Origin of the sequence: Thermosynechococcus sp. PKX82 (genome assembly GCF_031583255.1) — a bacterium.
GTDB lineage: Bacteria > Cyanobacteriota > Cyanobacteriia > Thermosynechococcales > Thermosynechococcaceae > Thermosynechococcus.
Map to the genome: position 1 here is coordinate 1,034,188 of NZ_CP134169.1, position 17,540 is coordinate 1,051,727.

At 53.2% G+C, this 17,540-nt stretch carries 18 protein-coding genes and 1 CRISPR repeat array (1 of these 19 running past the window's edge); of the genes, 10 read left to right on the forward strand and 8 right to left on the reverse strand.

Annotation, left to right across the window (positions count from 1 at the left end; all coding sequences use genetic code 11):
* The first annotated feature begins 252 nt into the window (after positions 1–252).
* Positions 253–606 (forward strand): hypothetical protein, encoded by a 354-nt coding sequence (locus RHH53_RS04940; RefSeq protein ID WP_206201314.1) that lies wholly within the window; start codon positions 253–255, stop codon positions 604–606.
* Here RHH53_RS04940 and RHH53_RS04945 read toward each other — a convergent pair.
* The 5 genes from RHH53_RS04945 to RHH53_RS04965 form a co-directional block, all read right to left on the reverse strand.
* Complete coding sequence (locus tag RHH53_RS04945; protein ID WP_149817855.1) at positions 603–875, reverse strand: DUF3143 domain-containing protein; 273 nt, start codon at positions 873–875, stop codon at positions 603–605. The two genes, RHH53_RS04940 and RHH53_RS04945, sit on opposite strands and share 4 nt — an antisense overlap.
* Entirely contained in the window at positions 872–1,345 is a 474-nt protein-coding gene (locus RHH53_RS04950) for a J domain-containing protein (protein ID WP_206201315.1), read from the reverse strand. Before RHH53_RS04950 ends, RHH53_RS04945 begins: the two co-directional genes overlap by 4 nt.
* A gap of 8 nt (positions 1,346–1,353) precedes the next feature.
* Positions 1,354–2,574: a type II secretion system F family protein gene (locus RHH53_RS04955; RefSeq protein ID WP_206201316.1), complete on the reverse strand. Its 1,221-nt coding sequence runs from the start codon at positions 2,572–2,574 to the stop codon at positions 1,354–1,356.
* A 36-nt stretch (positions 2,575–2,610) separates the two neighbouring features.
* Positions 2,611–3,708, reverse strand: a complete 1,098-nt coding sequence (locus RHH53_RS04960) for a type IV pilus twitching motility protein PilT (protein WP_206201317.1) — start codon at positions 3,706–3,708, stop codon at positions 2,611–2,613.
* A gap of 67 nt (positions 3,709–3,775) precedes the next feature.
* Positions 3,776–5,800: a GspE/PulE family protein gene (locus RHH53_RS04965; protein ID WP_302679001.1), complete on the reverse strand. Its 2,025-nt coding sequence runs from the start codon at positions 5,798–5,800 to the stop codon at positions 3,776–3,778.
* A 261-nt stretch (positions 5,801–6,061) separates the two neighbouring features.
* Here RHH53_RS04965 and RHH53_RS04970 point away from each other — a divergent pair, with 261 nt between their 5' ends.
* Genes RHH53_RS04970 through RHH53_RS04980 form a run of 3 tightly spaced genes read left to right on the forward strand, consistent with a single transcriptional unit; the run spans position 6,062 to position 7,995 of the window.
* Positions 6,062–6,274: a hypothetical protein gene (locus tag RHH53_RS04970; protein ID WP_206201319.1), complete on the forward strand. Its 213-nt coding sequence runs from the start codon at positions 6,062–6,064 to the stop codon at positions 6,272–6,274.
* Entirely contained in the window at positions 6,275–6,472 is a 198-nt protein-coding gene (locus tag RHH53_RS04975; RefSeq protein ID WP_206201320.1) for a lipopolysaccharide assembly protein LapA domain-containing protein, read from the forward strand.
* Complete coding sequence (locus RHH53_RS04980) at positions 6,469–7,995, forward strand: right-handed parallel beta-helix repeat-containing protein (RefSeq protein ID WP_310744171.1); 1,527 nt, start codon at positions 6,469–6,471, stop codon at positions 7,993–7,995. The genes RHH53_RS04975 and RHH53_RS04980 overlap by 4 nt, the downstream gene beginning before the upstream one ends.
* On the opposite strand, the gene RHH53_RS04985 is transcribed toward RHH53_RS04980, so the two are convergent.
* A complete protein-coding gene (locus RHH53_RS04985) occupies positions 7,992–8,954 on the reverse strand; it encodes a hypothetical protein (RefSeq protein WP_310744172.1) in 963 nt (320 codons plus the stop codon). The genes RHH53_RS04980 and RHH53_RS04985 overlap by 4 nt on opposite strands.
* Before the next feature lie 90 nt (positions 8,955–9,044).
* Here RHH53_RS04985 and RHH53_RS04990 point away from each other — a divergent pair, with 90 nt between their 5' ends.
* Positions 9,045–10,001: a glycosyltransferase gene (locus RHH53_RS04990; protein ID WP_310744173.1), complete on the forward strand. Its 957-nt coding sequence runs from the start codon at positions 9,045–9,047 to the stop codon at positions 9,999–10,001.
* Here the strand turns inward: RHH53_RS04990 and leuD are convergent.
* Positions 9,994–10,584, reverse strand: a complete 591-nt coding sequence (gene leuD, locus RHH53_RS04995) for a 3-isopropylmalate dehydratase small subunit (protein WP_286626447.1) — start codon at positions 10,582–10,584, stop codon at positions 9,994–9,996. The genes RHH53_RS04990 and leuD overlap by 8 nt on opposite strands.
* 9 nt (positions 10,585–10,593) lie before the next feature.
* Positions 10,594–11,646 (reverse strand): adenosine deaminase, encoded by a 1,053-nt coding sequence (locus RHH53_RS05000; protein ID WP_149817839.1) that lies wholly within the window; start codon positions 11,644–11,646, stop codon positions 10,594–10,596.
* Between the two features lie 211 nt (positions 11,647–11,857).
* Here RHH53_RS05000 and RHH53_RS05005 point away from each other — a divergent pair, with 211 nt between their 5' ends.
* Genes RHH53_RS05005 through cas2 form a run of 5 tightly spaced genes read left to right on the forward strand, consistent with a single transcriptional unit; the run spans position 11,858 to position 16,831 of the window.
* Complete coding sequence (locus RHH53_RS05005; RefSeq protein ID WP_310744174.1) at positions 11,858–13,612, forward strand: RDD family protein; 1,755 nt, start codon at positions 11,858–11,860, stop codon at positions 13,610–13,612.
* Between the two features lie 12 nt (positions 13,613–13,624).
* On the forward strand, positions 13,625–14,236 hold the full coding sequence (locus RHH53_RS05010) for a hypothetical protein (RefSeq protein WP_310744175.1): 612 nt from the start codon (positions 13,625–13,627) through the stop codon (positions 14,234–14,236).
* 20 nt (positions 14,237–14,256) lie between these two features.
* Entirely contained in the window at positions 14,257–14,829 is a 573-nt protein-coding gene (locus RHH53_RS05015) for a Uma2 family endonuclease (protein ID WP_149817833.1), read from the forward strand.
* 46 nt (positions 14,830–14,875) lie between these two features.
* A complete protein-coding gene (locus RHH53_RS05020; protein WP_302676608.1) occupies positions 14,876–16,534 on the forward strand; it encodes a type I-MYXAN CRISPR-associated endonuclease Cas4/Cas1 in 1,659 nt (552 codons plus the stop codon).
* Between the two features lie 3 nt (positions 16,535–16,537).
* Positions 16,538–16,831 (forward strand): CRISPR-associated endonuclease Cas2, encoded by a 294-nt coding sequence (gene cas2, locus RHH53_RS05025; RefSeq protein WP_149817829.1) that lies wholly within the window; start codon positions 16,538–16,540, stop codon positions 16,829–16,831.
* Positions 16,832–17,083: 252 nt separating this feature from the next.
* Positions 17,084–17,540: direct repeats of the CRISPR family, unit length 36 nt; unit sequence GTGCCTCTACCTTTGATGCCGTAAGGCGTTGAGCAC (it continues 1,151 nt past the right edge of the window).

A 17,540-nucleotide genomic window follows, 5' to 3' on the forward strand; every position in this document is an offset into this window, starting at 1 on the left:
ACGTAAATTTACAATATTCCCAAGTGCCGATAACGTCATGGTTTCCGTGATCTAAATCACATCTAAAAGCCCTTTTACGTGGAATTACGCATGATCCCCAAGTTGCGAAGTTCATAGAATAATAACGTACAGTAAATCAATCCTTAACGAGCAGCTATATCCCCTGTTGATCCCCCACAAAATTTGCCCATGGGTGGAAGTGGACAGCGGGAAATTAATAGATGCTGACATAAGTAATTGGGGGAACACAACATGACAAAATTATTGCCCGTTACTGCCTACACAATTCGCCGTCTGTTGCGGCAATACCAAGGGCAGCTCAAATCCGTGGTGGTGGAAGGGGCTTGCTTAGTCGCTGATCCCGAAGCAGACTTGAATGCGGTGCTCGAGAGCCTTTATTTAGATGAGGAAGAAGTCTGCACCCAAGTGGCTGAAATTGAGAAGCTGATGATGACCCATCAACTCCTGTTGAAAGCAGGGGCAAAAGAGCAAGCAGCAGCCATCGAAGATCAAATCCTCTGGATTTTTGGCCTGAAGCGGATCAAGAATCAAGCCACCCAAGAAGCAGCCCCTGCAATGCCGATTATGATGGCCGTGGGCATTTAAGGCCCCGCAAAAATGGCTTCCTCCACCTCGGCACGGGGGCAGGAGTACTTAAAAGAGCGCTGAATCACACTGCCCTCAAGGCGATCGTGATAGACCACCTGTAGCTCCTCAATATCCAAGCAAATCCGAGCTGACCACTGGGGATACTCTAACTCCCAACAGTGGATATCCGTTTCGTCCCGCACACAGCCCTTTTGCTGTAGCCATGCTTCAATTTGCGGCAGGGCATGGTTGTAGAGGGGGGTTTGGGGATTAGGCAGAGTGTTCATCCAAGTTCTGAGATGCGACTGACAATTTGCAAGATCCATTCTTGCCCCTGTTGGGACAAACCGACAATTACCGCCAGAACCAGACAGCCGACAAACGTGACCCCCAAGATAAACAGAGCAAATAGCTCCCCCGGCGAGAGGGGGCGATCGTCGGGTGGCACGGCAGTAGAGCGAACAGACCCCTGAGAGCGAGAAGAGGCACCTATCCCCATCGTGCCTGACTGTTTTGACTGTGCCCGCAGGCGTAATTGCAAGTCATACCACTGCCGCTGCTCTGGATTGGTCAGCACTGCATAGGCCTCATTGAGGCGATGAAACTCCTCACGAGCGATCGCCACCGGCAACGTCGTCGTATCAGGATGGTAGAGCTTACTCTTTTCTCGATAGGCACGGCGAATCTCCGCCAACGAGGCCGTGGGTGCCACCTCGAGAATGTCGTAGTGGGTTCGCGACGGGGACAGATGTGCCATGGCAAGGCTTACTTGACCAGATCGAAGATCTTGAACATGGGCAGGTACATCGCCACCAGAATTGACCCTACCATACCCCCTAGCACCGCAATCATCAAGGGTTCCATCACACTTGTTAGGGACTTCACCGCCTGTTCCACTTCATCTTCATAGAAGTCGGCCACCTTCATCAGCATCTTATCCAGTTCCCCTGTCTCTTCGCCCACGTTAATCATCTGGGTCGCCAGCACTGGAAAGACCCGTTCCTGTTGCAGGGCAAGGCTGAGCATTCCTCCCTTCTGCACTTCCTGTGCCGCTCGGTCAATGGCATTGGAGATCACTTGGTTCCCCGCTGTGGCACTGACAATTTCAAGGGAACGCAAAATCGGTACCCCTGAACGGGACAGCGAACCAAATGTGCGGCAGAACCGTGCCACCGCTGTTTTTTCCACCAAATCACCAAAGAGGGGTAGCTTCAACAGCAAGCCATCAATCATCAGCCGGCCAGCCGGAGTCTTGTAATAAAAGCGAATCCCCAATACCAAGCCCACCACACAGATAATCAACAATGCCATATACTGCGGCGTGCGCAGGAATTCACTAAGCGCCACCATCATGGCGGTAAAGGGCGGCAATTCCCCCCCCAACTGTTTGAAAATACCCTCAAACACAGGGATCAGGAAAATCACCATCCCCAAGAAGATGCCCACCGCCAGCAGGCCCACCACCACGGGATAGGTCAGGGCGGACTTGATTTGGTTATTGAGGCGGGCTTGATCCTCCAGTAACTTCGAGAGACGGTTGAGCACCTCATCGAGCACCCCCCCCGTTTCCCCCGCTTGGATCATAGCCACAAACAGGTTATCAAAGGCCTCAGGATGGGGACGCATGGCATCAGCAAGGCTGCTCCCCTGTTGAATGTCATTGTTGACGGCCATGAGGATTTTTTTTAATTTCGGGTTGGTGCATTGATCTGCCAAAACACCAATCCCACGCACCAAGGCCACACCTGCATTCACCAGTGCCGCAAACTGCCGCGCAAAGATCGCTCGATCTTTCACCGTAATTTTGGAGAGGAAAGTGAGGTCGAGGTCGGACTTGAGGGTGAGTTTTTTGGCCTCCTTGACCTCTAGAACCTGTACCCCTTGCAATTGCAAAGCCATGCGTGCTTCCCGTGGTGTCGAAGCTCGCTCGCGGACGGTCTTGTATTTGCCTTGGGCATCCCGGATCCGCACTTCATAGGTTGCCATGACTCAATACCCCTTCTTTTTATCAATAATTGCTAACTAGCGTGCTGCTGCCGCAGGTGTACCCGTACCAATCAGACGTTGCAACTCGTCCTGACGCGAGGACTTGGCCATTGCTGCTTCATAGGTGATGATGCCCGCACGATAATAATCGGCCAAGACTTTTTCAAGGGTCTGCATCCCCAGCTTGCCGCCCGTTTGAATTGCCGAATAAATCTGCGAGGTTTTGCCTTCGCGAATCAGGTTGGAGATAGCAGGGGTCACCACCATAATTTCTTGCGCCATAATCCGCCCAAATTCACCGGGCTTGGGATTTTTCTTAGGAACCAGCGTTTGGCTAAAGACCGCCACTAACGAGTTGGACAACTGGACGCGAATTTGCTGCTGCTGCTCTGGCGGGAACACATCCACCATACGGTCAACGGTTTGGGCAGCTGAACTGGTGTGCAAGGTACCAAAGACCAAGTGACCGGTTTCTGCCGCTGAGATGGCAAGCTGAATTGTTTCCAAGTCCCGCATCTCACCCACAAGGATAATATCGGGGTCTTCCCGCAGCGCTGCCCGCAGAGCATTGGCAAAGCTCTTGGTATCTTCCCCCACCTGCCGTTGGTGGATCAGGCTCTTGATGGGTTCATAGACAAACTCAATGGGGTCTTCAATCGTCAGGATATGCTCAGCGCGGGTTTTGTTGATCAAGTCAATCATCGCCGCCAAGGTTGTGGTTTTCCCTGATCCTGTCGGCCCAGTCACCAGAATCAAGCCCCGTGGCCGCTCACTCATTTCGCGGACAACATTGGGCAATCCCAACTGCTCAAACGTGGGAATTTTGGAACTGAGTGCTCGCAAGCAAGCAGCATAGGTTCCCCGGTCTTTATACACATTGACGCGGAACCGGGCGAGGCCACGTACACCATAGGAGCAGTCCAACTCCCAGTTTTGCTCTAGGTGCTTGCGTTGGGTATTGTTGAGCATGCTGAAAATCAGGCGCTGGCATTGCTCTGGGGTGAGGGGTTCGTAGTCGGTCGGGGTTAATTTGCCGCTAATGCGAATGTAGGGGGGTAAGCCAGCGGAGATATGCAAATCGGAGCCACCATTGGCCACCACTTGCTCCATTAGGTCTTCAATCATTAGCTCCATAGGGTGTTCCTCGTCTAAGCAGTTTGGTCAACAACACGAAAGTTCATCACTGACATTAATAATCTTGTTAATCCACAAAGCGGGGTGTCATGCAATAGGGGCATTCTAACCATTCGGGCTGCGCCTCGGCACCGCAGGTACGGCAGGTTAAAGAACTCTTACGTTTGGCCTTGAGTTCTGCCTCTAGTCCAGTGTCCGTAAAGGTGACGCGCTCCACTTCTTCGAGGGTGGTGAGTCCTTCCTTGACTAACCCCAAGCTATAGGCAAGCAGGGTTTTCATGCCCTCTTCGACGGCCGCCTCCTTGATTTGCTCGGTGGGGGCACCTTCGGTAATCAGCCGTTGCAGTCGCTCGGTGATCCGCATAATTTCGTAGACGCCGACCCGTCCTTTGTAGCCCAAACCACCACATTTACTGCAAATGGGTTGGCCAGTTGCCTTAGCCGCTTGAATTTGCTCGGGTGTCAGTTTATTGGCTTTGTAGAGGGTGAGGTTGACATCCTTGGAGGCAGACAAGCCAAAGCGCGCCAGTTCCTCACGGGTGGGTGTATAGGGAATCCGACACTCACTGCATACCCGCCGCATCAGCCGTTGGGCAACAACCCCAATGAGGGAGGCGGAAACCATAAAGGGTTCAATGCCCATTTCCGAGAGGCGGGCAATTGCACTGGGGGCATCGTTAGTGTGCAGGGTTGTCAAGACCAAGTGCCCCGTCAAAGCCGCTTCAATGGCGGTTTTTGCGGTTTCTTTGTCACGGGTTTCGCCCACCAGAATTACATCGGGGTCTTGGCGGAGAAAGGCTCGCAAAATTGAGGCAAAGTCCATGCCTTTTTCGCGAATAACCTGTACCTGCGTTAGGCCGGGGAGCGTGTATTCAATCGGGTCTTCCGCTGTACTGATGTTGACACCGGGACTATTACACTCCGCCAGCGCAGAGTAAAGCGTGGTGGTTTTCCCTGAACCAGTGGGACCTGTAACGAGGATGAGGCCAAAGGGGCGCTTGGTCATCTCCCGCACAATAGCAAGGCTCTCAGGGTCAGTAATCAGCTTGTCGAGACCGAGTTGGGTGGCGGAGTTATCGAGAATCCGCAGTACGACTTTTTCGCCCCAGCGGCTGGGGAGGGTATTCACTCGGAAGTCCACCCGTCGCCCTTGGAACATTTTGCGGATACGACCATCTTGGGGGGCACGCCGCTCAGCAATATCAAGGTCAGCCAAGATTTTGAAGCGGGAAACGACGGCTGGCACGATTTTCTTCGGCAGTGGATCAAAGGCTTGGTGAAGCACCCCATCTTTGCGGAAACGAATCCGCAGGTATTCCTCTTGAGGTTCGATGTGAATGTCGGAAACGCCTTCGGTGAGGGCTTTGGCCAAAATTTTGTTGACAAGGGCAATAATCGGCGCATCTTCTGCACCTTTCAGCGCCTCAGCAAGGTCAACCTCCTGCTCCCCTTCCAGCTCTTCGAGGCTGCCCATGGCTTCGATGTCTTCTTCGATGTTGATGTCACCGATCTCAGCCGGGGCATTTTTGCTAGCGGTGGTTTCAGCTACCTGTTTATTGAGAATCGGGTCAATGAGGCGTTGGTAATCCTCTAGGGTGATCACCATTCGCTTGAGGGTGAGGTTGTGGGCGCGGAGTAAGCGGGTGAGGTTGTCAATGGCTTGGAGGTTATCTGGATCCACCATCGCCACGAGCAGATAGGGGGGATCAGCGTCGAGGTGCTTGGCAATGGGGATGACTTGGTAGGTGCGGCAGGTGTCAATCGGTACAATCGTGTTGATCAGTTCCTCGATTTGCTCGGTGGGGAAACGATTGAGTTCGGGATCGAGGCAATCAACCCCGTAGATCACTTTGAGTTCAAAAAGCTGTTGCTTGTGGTACTGGCGTAACACATCGGGGGGCATGGTGGTGCCCGTAATCTCCTGCAACACGGTTACGAGGGACTTGCCCGTTTTGCGGGCGGTGTTCATGGCTTCCCGCACCTGATCGATACTGGCGTAACCGGAGGCAACAATGGCTCGTTCTGTGGGGCTAGCGGCTCTGCCGCGCACGGTAAGTGCTTTCCGAGAAGAAGATGACGATGTGTTGACCATAGGGCGCGTTAGGGTCTGGATGGCTTGCCTACTATAGTAGCAACAACCTTCCCAGAGATTTCATGGGTATTTTCACGGTTTATGTTTATTGACATTTTTGTTGACAATTCTTGCTATAGACGCTTTGTAACCGCGATCGCGCTCTTTTGCATAGGCTGAAAATTATTTACAATCCTGCGGCACATTAGAAACTATTAGTTATCTGTTCTCCCTGTTAGCGCGTCCTCTTGATTCCGCCATCATCCTGTGGAGGTTTGCCCTATGCGTGTCAAAGACTTGATTTTGCCTGTGCTGGTGGTTGGTTTGGTCTTTGTTGGTTTTGGCGATCGCTTTTTGCCGGCACCTTTGAGTACGGCCAGTGCCAGTACCCGCGAGCAACTGAATGACTTTCTTAAGGGCATGTTTACGGGGTTTTCTGTCTATAACCGCTACCATAAGACGGAGGAGATGATTCGCCAAGCGGAAGGGAAGTAAATGCGCCGCTTTTTGCTCTTTTTACTCTGGATGATCAGCAGCGGGGCGATCGCCCTCTTTTCGGTACAGAATGCAAAAGCGGTGTCGCTGCGATTTTTGTTTTGGCAATCCATTGAGATGCCCCTTGGCTTGCTCTTGATCTTTGTGGCTGCGATCGCCCTCTGGGTGCCCTATTTAGCCCGTCCACTGCGGCGATGAAGTGGCCACACGCGCTGCTCATTCTACTTGTGATTGTTTTGTGCTTGATGGGGCAACCAAGAATTGCGGCCATTCCAGCCTCACCCCTCACCCTAGAAGTCAATCCAGCCGATCCACAAGCCAGCGATGCCGTAACCCCTTTCCGTACGATTGCTGCTGCTTTGGCGTGGGCACAGGCGCACGATCGCCCCAGCGACATTTACATTCATGGCGGCATTTATCGGGAGGCATTGGGAACGATTCATCATCGGCAGATGCCCCTGCGACTGGTGGCTCAGGCGGGCGAACGCGTGATTGTGCGGGGCAGTCAACAATGGTCAGATTGGCAAGAAGTCTCCAGCACCCCTAGGTTCACCATTTACCGTCACCCTTGGACACTGGCTTGGGGCTTTTCGGGTAACCCGTGGACAAACTATGGCATTGAGTTACCCCTCGTAGCGCAGCGGGGCGAACTGGTGTGGTGGCGGGATACTCCCCTGCGGCAGCGACTTTCATTTAGGGAATTGCAGGGGGATGATTTCTACGTGGATGATACGGAGCAACAACTGTATGTGGCTCTGTCTGTGGGCATCTCACCCAGTGAATTGGAAGTAGCCGTTCACCGTGAGGCCTTACGCATCTTAGACAGTGGTTTTATCAGTTTGGTGGGCCTACGCTTTGAGCACTATGGCGGCACATTTAGCCAAGCGGTGCGCATTGAACGCAGCCATGACATTGAGGTTAAAGACTGTACTTTTTGGGGCAATAATTGGGGCGGCCTCGAAAGTCATCAGAGCGATCGCCTGCGGGTGGAACGAACACAGTTTCTGCAAAATGGCTGGCGGGGCATGGCGGGGGTTCATTTGCGGGACTTCACAGTGCAGCAGGTGCTCGTTCAAGGGAATAATTGGCGGGGGGCATGGGCAGGCTTTTACGATTGGGATGCGGGGGATAAGTACTTTCATTTGCGCCGCGCCGTCTTCGATCGCTACCGCGCGATTGAGAATCAAGCGGCCGGTCTGTGGCTTGATACTGATAATCAAAACGTTGAGATTCGGCGATCGCAATTTCTCGGCAATGCCGTTGTCGGTCTTTTCCTCGAGGCGAGCACAGGTCCAGTGACCATTGAAGATTCCTTAATTGCCTATAACTACAGCATTGCCCCGAACTATCTACAAACCCCCGGCATTTTTGGCTGGGCGGCTGCCCATGTTACCCTGCGCCACAACTGGATTTGGGAAAACCAAGGGGCACAAATTGGCGTCCGCGATCCTTCGCCTCGAACCATCACCCTACCCGAAACGGGTGAGGAAGTCACGATGACCTCTCAAGATTGGTACCTAGAGGGGAATTGGATTGGTAGCCGCCAAGAGCAACTCCTGACCACCCTCAAGGGGGAACCCTTCTTGCAAACGCTGAAATTGCAGGATAACCACTGGTGGAGTGAAGCGGCCTATCCCTTTCGCCTAGAGGGGGAAAATCTCACTTGGTCGCAGTGGCAGGAGCAATACGGCAATGCCAGCGATCGCTGGCTCATCCCCTAGAGGCGATCGCGTAACTGATTGACCATCGCTTGAGCCGAGGCCTCATCGACAAACATCCCCAGTTGAATCTTGGTTTGGTCGCCGTTGCCCACCAAAAAGGCATCAGGCACCACAGCTTGGACTTTTTCTAAGTCCGCAGGTTCCTTGTAGGGAGCCAGCACATAGTAGCGACCATTGGGCATTTTTTCCACAAAAAGCTGCGTCGTATGTTCAGGTTCAGCCGGGGTTGGGCTGGCCGTAGGGGTGGGTGAGGCACTGGTTGATGGACTCGCCGCAGGTTCCAATTGGGCAAGGGTGCTGCGATTGACATCGGGAAATTCCCGCGCAGTCATATCAGGGCCGACGGGGGGCGTGGGTGATGCTGCTGTTGGCGTTGCAGGTGATTCAGTGGCAACGGGGGCAGGTCGGCGGTTGAACCACCAGAGGGCTGCGCCACTAAAGCCGGCCAGAATGCCAACCACAATTAACCAGCGTTGCACCAGATGTTGACTATTGCTTTCACGCCGTTGGAACCAAGGCCGCTGTTGGTTTTTTCGGGCCTGCTTGAGCAGCTCGCGGGTAGAGGCAAAGGGGCGCTTTGTTCGGGTTGGCGTTTGCGGGGCAGGGGGATCGCTGGCATAGGACTGGGGCAAGAGTTCTGCTAAATCTATGGGATCAAACTCGAAAAATGGATCAGCCAGTTCTTCATTGGTGCGTTCATCGGTGGCTGCTGCTGTCTCAGGGGTGGGGGTCAAAGAATTGACAACGGGAGGAACGGTTTGGGAAGCTGTTTCTGCGGCAGCAGGGGTGACACTCGGTTCTGGGGAAGTTGCAGACTCGGGAACCGGCGGCGCTGCAAAGGGGGAATGGGCTTGTACCATGCGATGGCAGCGATATTGAGTGAGTTCTGCCTCTAAACTAAGGTTGAGGGAAGCCAAAGCCGCTTGCAAACGTTGGCGATCGACGGTGGCAGAGGTCATAGCAATCGCTCCGAAAACAGTGCCCTACAGTCCCTTCACTTAACGCACCACCCCGATGGATTATGCAGCACCCTGTGCAGGTTCCCAACAATGGCACAAGCACCCCTATTGAGCATTTGCATTCCGGCCTATAACCGTCCCCAAGGATTGGCACAAGCGGTTCGCTCAGTTGTCGCAGCCTTGCCCCCTGAGAGCCACGATCCGGTGGAAGTCATTATTATCGATGATTCTGCCACCCCCACAGCAGTAGAGGATTTACTGGCTGGATGGTCAGGCCGCTGGCACTACCAGCACAATGGGCAACGCTTAGGAATGGTGGCCAATTGGAATGCCAGTTTAGCGCAGGCCGCTGGGGAGTTTATCCTGCTGTTGCACGATGATGATTACCTGTTGCCCCAAGGGATCACAACGATTCTGGAAACCCTCATCCAATATGGTAGCCAGTTTGATGTCTTTCTCTTTGGCGTGCATTTGGTGGATTCGCATCAACGCTGTTTGCGACGGCAGATACCCCGGCAGCAAACATGGCTCTCCCCAGCTCAAGCCCTTAGGCAATTGCTGCGTCATTCCTCGTTTGTGCGATTTCCCGCCTTGATCTGGCGGCGATCGCTCCTCGACGAGGTGGGCTATTTTGATCCCGCCTACAGCGAAGCCACAGACCTCTACCAATGGCTACGCTTCTTTGCCCAGAAGGGGGTTTACACGGTTCCCCGCGCCACTGCTGCCTACACGATCCACGATCAAGCCCTGACAATGGGGATGTTTCAAGCCCAGACCTTGGCTACCCTAGGGAATATTTTTGCCGCCGCTGCGAATTTATCGATTCTCTCACCAGCGGAACTGCGGCAGTGCCAGTGTGACTTTTTTCACCAGTTTATCTTGGCGGGAACGTGGCGATTTTTGCGGCGACGGCAGTGGCAACGGGCAGAGGCAGTGTACCAGCTGTTTGATCTACCAGAGGTGATTGCATTGGGGCGATCGCGCCGCTGGCAAGGCTGGCGTTGGCTCTTTGGGGCTTGGCTTTGGCTACTGCGACGGGTTAACTAACTGCCCACCGCACATAGGGCAGCCGCGCTGCCACGTCGTGAATTTTGTCCTGATTGGCCAACAGTTGACCACAGGCATCCCATTGACCCGAAAGGAGCATTTGCCGCGTACTTTCCGCCATGGTTAAGGGAATCACTTGATCGCCTGCTGTCAAGGTCAGCGCCTGTAAGTCTAGGGTCAGTTCCGTAGTGGGCTGATCTTCTAAGAGAGTTTGCAGTGCTTGTACCTGTTCTGGAGCTGCCGTCAGACAGGGAACCCCCATTGCCAAGCAGTTTCCGGCAAAGATCTCGGCAAAGCTTTCGCTGACAATTGCTTGAATTCCCCAACGGGCGATCGCTTGGGGGGCGTGTTCGCGGCTAGAGCCACAGCCAAAATTGGCATTCACCACCAGAATCCGTGCCCCTTGGTACTGAGGCAGGTCAAAAGGGTGTTGCCCCGACTGGCGATCGTCAGCAAAAACGTGTTCCCCAAGGCCATCAAAAGTGACACAGCGGAGAAACCGTGCGGGAATAATGCGATCCGTATCGATATCGTTGCCCCGCAGAGGAAGGCCACGACCGGTAATGCGTTCAATCTTGCTCATAGGTCTATCTTACTGGATTGCGCAGCCTGCAAGTGCATTTTGGGGGGAATTGCCCTGAAGCAGGTTACTCAACAGTAGGGTCGGCGGTTGCGCATGGGGCCAAGCAAAGGCATGGCGAAAGGCGGCTTCCTGACAGGCTTGTAACTCCTTGAAGTTGAGGATGTCGTGGGTGAGCAAGTTTTCGTACTCAAAGGGCAGCCGCACGTTGTGCAGACCCGCGTTGTCGGTACAGATGGCCACGTCTACCCCCGCTTCAAAACAGCGTTCAAAGACGAGGCGTAATTGCGCGTAGCTCTCAAGGGTACCCGTTTGAAAATAGGTGGTGGGGCACACTTCGAGGCATTGACCGGCTGCCGCCACTTCCTTGAGCAGCTCTGGATAGCGCAGGGGAATTTGAATGCCATGACCAATGCGTTGCAGGTAGGGTAGCAATTCGGGATAGCAGCCATTCACCGTTTCGTAGAGGTGGCCAGTGGTTTTAAGACCGCGATCGCGGGCATAGGCATAGAGTTCAATAAATTCCGCCATGCGATCGCCATAGACGCTATCGCCCCCGGCCAAGTCAATGCCACAGACAAACTGCGGAAAACTCGCCGCCAGATCAACAATGGCACGGTTCACCGCATAGGGTAGCCGCGTGTGCATACAGAGAATTTGGCTCGTGACAATCGGGTATTCTGGTACTTGGCAAGCCAGACCCACCGTTTTAACAATGTCGGCCATCTGCTCAATGCGATCGCTCTGGGATCGCTGCGGATCCGTGCGCAGATAGGGGGTATAGCGCAGCTCTAGATAGGCCAAGTTTTCAAAAATATAGGCGCCGCGAATCAAGCGAAAGATGAAATAGGGCAAAGTTTGCGGCGTTTGCACACTCTCCACTAGGGTGTGGAGTTCGAGGTATTCTTCAAGGGATTGGCGGGGGCGCGTATAAAAGGTTTCAAATTCCTCATAGTCAGGAAAGCGATCTGCAAGGGCGCGATCGTTCCGCTGAAAATACCGCCAAAGAATACGCGGTACAACTGAGCCACCCAAATGCCGATGTAGTTCTGCGTACAGTGCCATACGTGCTCCTTGAACTGGCCAAAACGCAATCAATACCTAAGCTGCCCCGAGGGGTCAATGCCCGCACCTCAGCCATCGAAAACAGAACGAAAACAGTGATGAACGAAGGATTAAATTGTTCTAATGTTAACAAATTTTACAAAGGTGGCGCAGGAACCAATGGGCGCAAACGCTAGGATCATTTCGATCTCCAATTGGTTGGGTATCGCGAATGTGGCCTTTTCGGCGGCGAGGACGGCTTCCCCATTCTCTCTCTAGCGGCAATGTAGTCACGATTGCTTTGCAGCTGTACCGTCATCAGGGCAATCGCTACTTTCTTTTGAGCCTTTTTGCCCATGCGTGGTTTTTTCTGCTCACCATTACCGCCGTGCTGATCGTGGCCGTAGCACTGATTGTTGGGGGGATTCTTGCTGGGGCGATGGATAATGTTGCCCCCTTTCTCTGGCTCACAGGCATTAGTGTCCTCGTAGCTTTGCCCTTTTATCTCTTTGGTTGGACACGGCTAATGGCCAGTGGTGCGCTGCTTTCTCGCCGTATTTACGCTGTCCTGACGGCCCTTGAGGAATCAGAATCGGCAGCCCGCAGCTTTATTTTTCCCAAGATGCTGAATTATTTGCTGGCCACTCTGATGGTCGGTGTCATTTTGCTCTTGGTGTATGGGGTCTTGGGGGCGATCGGCTACTTAATTTATTTGGTGGCATCCCCCTTAGTGCAATTCCTCGAGCAGAATATCCAAACGGAACCCGCAAGAAGTCTCTTCTTTTTAACTTTTCTGCTCAGTATCCTGTTGCTAGTGCTCCTTGCGCTGTTGGTGATTAGCTACTTTATGGCGCGGCTCTCCCTTGTTGATGTGGTCTTAGCCCTTGAACCCGACTGTACGCCCCTCAAATCCGTTCGGCGCAGTTGGCAACTAACGCAGGGACAGGCATGGCATACCCTAACGGTATTTTTTGTTGCTTCCCTTGCAACGATTCCCGCCAATCTCCTTGGCAGTATTATCAACAGCGTGGTGATTCTTCCCGTTGCTGGCCTCTTTGTAGGGGTTTTGCTCCTGCCCCTCTGGCAAGGGATCAAGGCAGTTCTGTATTGGGATCTGCGAGTCCGCAATGAAGGAGCAGCGTTTCAAGTCCGCCCTGAAGCAGTGAATCCCCTGCGCTGGTTGCGGCGGGTCACACTACGCACACCGGAAAGCATCGAGTTGGACTTTGCCCTAGCAGGAATTGGCAGCCGCGTTTTGGCTTGGCTGATTGATCAGGTGATTCTCTACACGGCACTTGTGCTTTTTTCGCTGGCGGCAGGGTACATCTACTTCTATGCCCTTTACCCGTGGCTGATTGAGGTGCTACCCGCTAGTGGCCAAAGTATTGAGGCTTGGAGTTTGGGCATTTACCTATTGGTGATGTTTGCCTTCTACAACGGCTATTACATCTTCTTTGAAACCTACTGGCAGGGACAAACCCCCGGCAAGCGCTATGCAGAAATTCGCGTTGTTCAAGATAATGGCCGCCCCATTGGTCTGCGGGAAGCGACCCTGCGCAGTCTGCTGCAACCCATTGATTTTGCTTTTTTTGGTATAGGGGCACTCCTAGTGGCGTTATCTCGATCAGAAAAACGTTTGGGAGATAGGGTGGCGGGTACCCTTGTGATTCAAGATGAACAGGCGACGCGGTTGGCACCTAAAGCTACAACCGGTCAGCAACCACAGGCGGCTTGGGTGCAGGAGTTGCGATCGCTCGCCCATTGGGAACAGATGACTCCCGAACACTATCTCCTAGTACGCAATTACCTCAACAATCGCGATCGCCTGAGTCCTGTCGGTCGTTATCAAGCGGCTCAAGAGCTGCGCCAGCAATTAGAACCCCTGTTGCTGCCCACCTATCCCGCCAACTGGCCTGCCCTCAGTGCCGAGGACTTCCTAGAAGGTCTATACATGGCCTATCGTCAACAATACCAGTCATCCCCCTAGTGTGAGGCCGTTATGCGTTTGCTGCTGACCCTTGGTTGTAGTCTGACCCTTTTGGGCGCTTTTCCCCTGCTCATAGGTCGGGCGAGTGAAGTGACGATTCAGGCTGCTGCCCCTGTCCCCCAACGCTATCAACTCCTAGGCTTATCCTTTGAAACACCCCTACAATTTTCGCCACCCACTTCTTTTGGTGAAAATGGCGTTGCTGTGGTCTATCCCGCCAATGCCGTACCGGGGGAGCACGAGTTAATGGTGAGCCTGATTAGCCTACCCAAAACAAGTGAGGTACTGGGGGAACTTTCCGATCAGGAGTTGCGCAGTTGGCTACGGTTTACCCAAGTGGGGGGTCCTCTCTCAGCAGCCCCCGCACGCATTGAGCGGCGAATTTTGGGACGGCGAGTCCGTGGTGAACTGTTTTATTATCCAACCCCCCGACCGATTCACCAAGAGTTATATTTGATGCATCTCCAAGGGGGGCAGCGGCTGGCTATTCTCTTTGAAGCCGAAGATCGGGTGCCCTTACCCGTGGTGGAGCAGGTCTTTAACCACGTGGCAGCATCATTGCAGGAATTACCCCCGCGATCGCGAGAATGGAAACGTAGTTTTGAATGGTGGAAAAACCGTTAGATCTTTGAGGAGCAATAGCTATGCACCATGCTCCCCCCGTGTATCTACCCAAAACCCTTCAGTTCACTGAAGAGCAATTCGCAGAGATTATCAAAGCCAATCCTAATCTACGGTTTGAATTAACTGCTGCGGGAGAATTGGTTGTTATGCCCCCTACAGGCGGCGAAACGGGTCGCTACAATGCCGCCCTCACGGCTGACATTAGTCTTTGGAATCGCCAAACTCAACTAGGTGAGGTCTTTGACTCCTCAACGGGATTTCGCCTGCCCAATGGCGCCATTCGCTCACCCGATGTTGCATGGATTACCAAGGAACATTGGCAGCGCCTAACCCCAGAGGAACGCCAAGGCTTTGTGCCTCTTTGCCCCGATTTTGTGATTGAACTCGCATCTGCTAGTGATGACTTGTCCCATTTAAGGGCAAAAATGCAGGAATACATGGACAATGGTTGCCGCCTTGGCTGGTTGATTGTCCCCCAGCAACAAATGGCAGAAATTTATCGCCCCCAGCAAACACCAGAGAGCGTGTCTCTGCCAACAACGCTTTCAGGAGAGGAAATTCTTCCTGACTTTTGCCTTGCATTTTCTCCCTAAGGCCAATGGATAAACCAGTGGAATCTTCGCACTGGAGATATCAATCATGGAACAGACCGTTGCCTGCGCTGAAACGGAAACACTGCGCGTTAGCTCTCTGCGTGCTTTTGCCTACTGTCGGCGGCTATTTTATCTCGAAGAAGTTGAGGAGCTTTATACCCAAAATGAATCCGTCTTTGCGGGGCGGCGGCTCCACGCTGAGCTACAAAAACTAGAACGGGAAGACTGGCAGGAATTTAATCTGGAAAGTGTAGCCCTTGGCTTACGAGGGCGGGTTGATGCACTGCGTACCTTGGAGGGGCATTTGATTCCCTACGAGCACAAAATTGGCCGTTCTTATCGCGATCGCCAGCAGCAGCCCCAAGCTTGGCACAGCGACAGGGTACAAATTCTGGCCTATGCCTGTTTACTAGAAACCGTTCTCGGCGTCACTGTCCCCGAAGGCCGCATTCACTATCACCGCGATAACATCACTGTACGGGTTCCTGTAGATGAGGCAGGCCGCCAACTGGTGCGGGACACAATCGAGCAAGCGCGTCAACTGCGTGCTTCCCTAGAACGTCCCCCTGTCTGTAGCAATGAAAAACTCTGTCTCAACTGCTCCTTGGCACCTGTTTGCCTGCCTGAAGAAGCCCGCCTCGCCCGAGATCCTGAGCATTTACCCCTGCGGTTATTTCCGCGAGATGACGAGCGTGAGATTATCCATGTCACGGCTGGCAAATCGGTAATCAGGCGAGCTGGCGAGCAGCTACGGATTGCCATTGACGATGAACCTGAGCAAAAGCTGCCCATTCAGCAGGTGGGTCAAGTTGTTATCCACAAATTTGCCCAAATTACCACCCCAGCCATTCATCTCTGTGCCTATGAGGATGTCGGTGTTCACTTCATCAGCAGTGGTGGGCGCTATATCGGCAGCATTGACAACCGCAAGGGCAGTATTCAACGGCGTATTCGTCAATATCAAGCCCTGACGAACCCAGACCAATGTTTACGTCTTGCCCAGTTACTGGTGAATTGTCGCGGACAAAGTCAGCGTCGCCTGTTACTCCGAGGACAGCGGAATCGCCAAGATGCTCTGCCTGCATTGCAAGAGACCACTACGCAAATGGATCGGCTCATTAGCAGCATCTCCCACGCCAATTCCCGAGAGGCTCTACGCGGCATTGAAGGCAATCTCGCTGCCCTGTATTTTTCGGGATTGCCCTATCTTCTAGGGGATCAAGTCCCGAAGGAGCTGCGCTTCAACGGTCGCAATCGCCGCCCCCCGAAAGATCGTTTTAATGCGCTGCTCAGTTTTGGCTATGGCATGCTGCTCAAAGACGTAATGAATGCCATTCTTACGGTTGGTCTTGAACCCGCCTTTGGCTTCTATCATCAGCCGCGTACCCAAGCACCACCCCTTGCGTTGGACTTGATGGAAATTTTCCGCGTCCCCCTTGTGGATATGGTCGTTATTGGTTCGATTAACCGTATGCAGTGGAACCTTGACCAATGCTTTGAGGTACGCCGAGATCACGTATGGCTGAGTGACTATGGCCGCCGCAAGTTCATTGAACTCTATGAAGCCCGCAAAGGTGAAACGTGGAAGCACCCAGTAACCAACTACTCGCTCACTTATCGGCGACTCTTGGAGCTGGAAGTGCGTTTGCTTGAAAAGGAATGGTGTGGGGAAGCAGGTCTATTTGGCAAACTCATTTTGCGTTGACCTATGGGTGAATCCAAAAATTGGTACCTCATCTGCTACGACATCCGCGACCCCAAGCGCTGGCGACAGGCTTATAAGCAGTTAGAGGGCTATGGTGAACGATTACAGTTCTCGATTTTTCGCTGTCGTCTCACGCCACGGGAGCGGGAAAAGCTGCGCTGGCAACTGGAAAAAATCCTCACCAAGGAAGACAGTCTCCTAATCGTAGGGTTGTGCAGCCAATGCGTTGAGCGGGTATGCGCTTGCAACCGAGCGGGGACATGGCCAATGTCGGAGCAGAACTTCAAAATCTTTTAGCATGCAAGCACCTCTGGACTCAAATATTCTCCGAACGCACTGATATTCAAATACAGCCCCTTGACTAGGTTTGAGAGTTTTTGTTAGATTTAGAGGTGCTTGAAAATCTCTGAACCTATTCCCCAGAGCGGGATCGACAACTGAATACTGACCGAGGCTAAAAATTTTACAGTCACAAAAAAACGAAGTGCCTGAGGTGCTTGAAAAGTGACTGTGCTAAGCTAGTCATAGAGGCATTTCTAGGGCGCCGCTGTGCCTCTACCTTTGATGCCGTAAGGCGTTGAGCACGGCGCTTCGGTGGGCGCTTCGGTGGGCGCTTCGGGTGCCTCTACCTTTGATGCCGTAAGGCGTTGAGCACTGACGGAAACAGCCAGATAGACCTTTTATGTCTATACGTGCCTCTACCTTTGATGCCGTAAGGCGTTGAGCACATGAGGGCTGAGGGGCTGAGGGGCAAGGGCTGAGGCGTGCCTCTACCTTTGATGCCGTAAGGCGTTGAGCACAGTTGGCGGAGGCTTTTGAACGCACTAGGTCTATGTGCCTCTACCTTTGATGCCGTAAGGCGTTGAGCACACAGTTTCACCGAGATACACACCCCGGGAAACCTCGTGCCTCTACCTTTGATGCCGTAAGGCGTTGAGCACAATCTAACAATGCGAGATACGATTTTTAAGGGCAGTGCCTCTACCTTTGATGCCGTAAGGCGTTG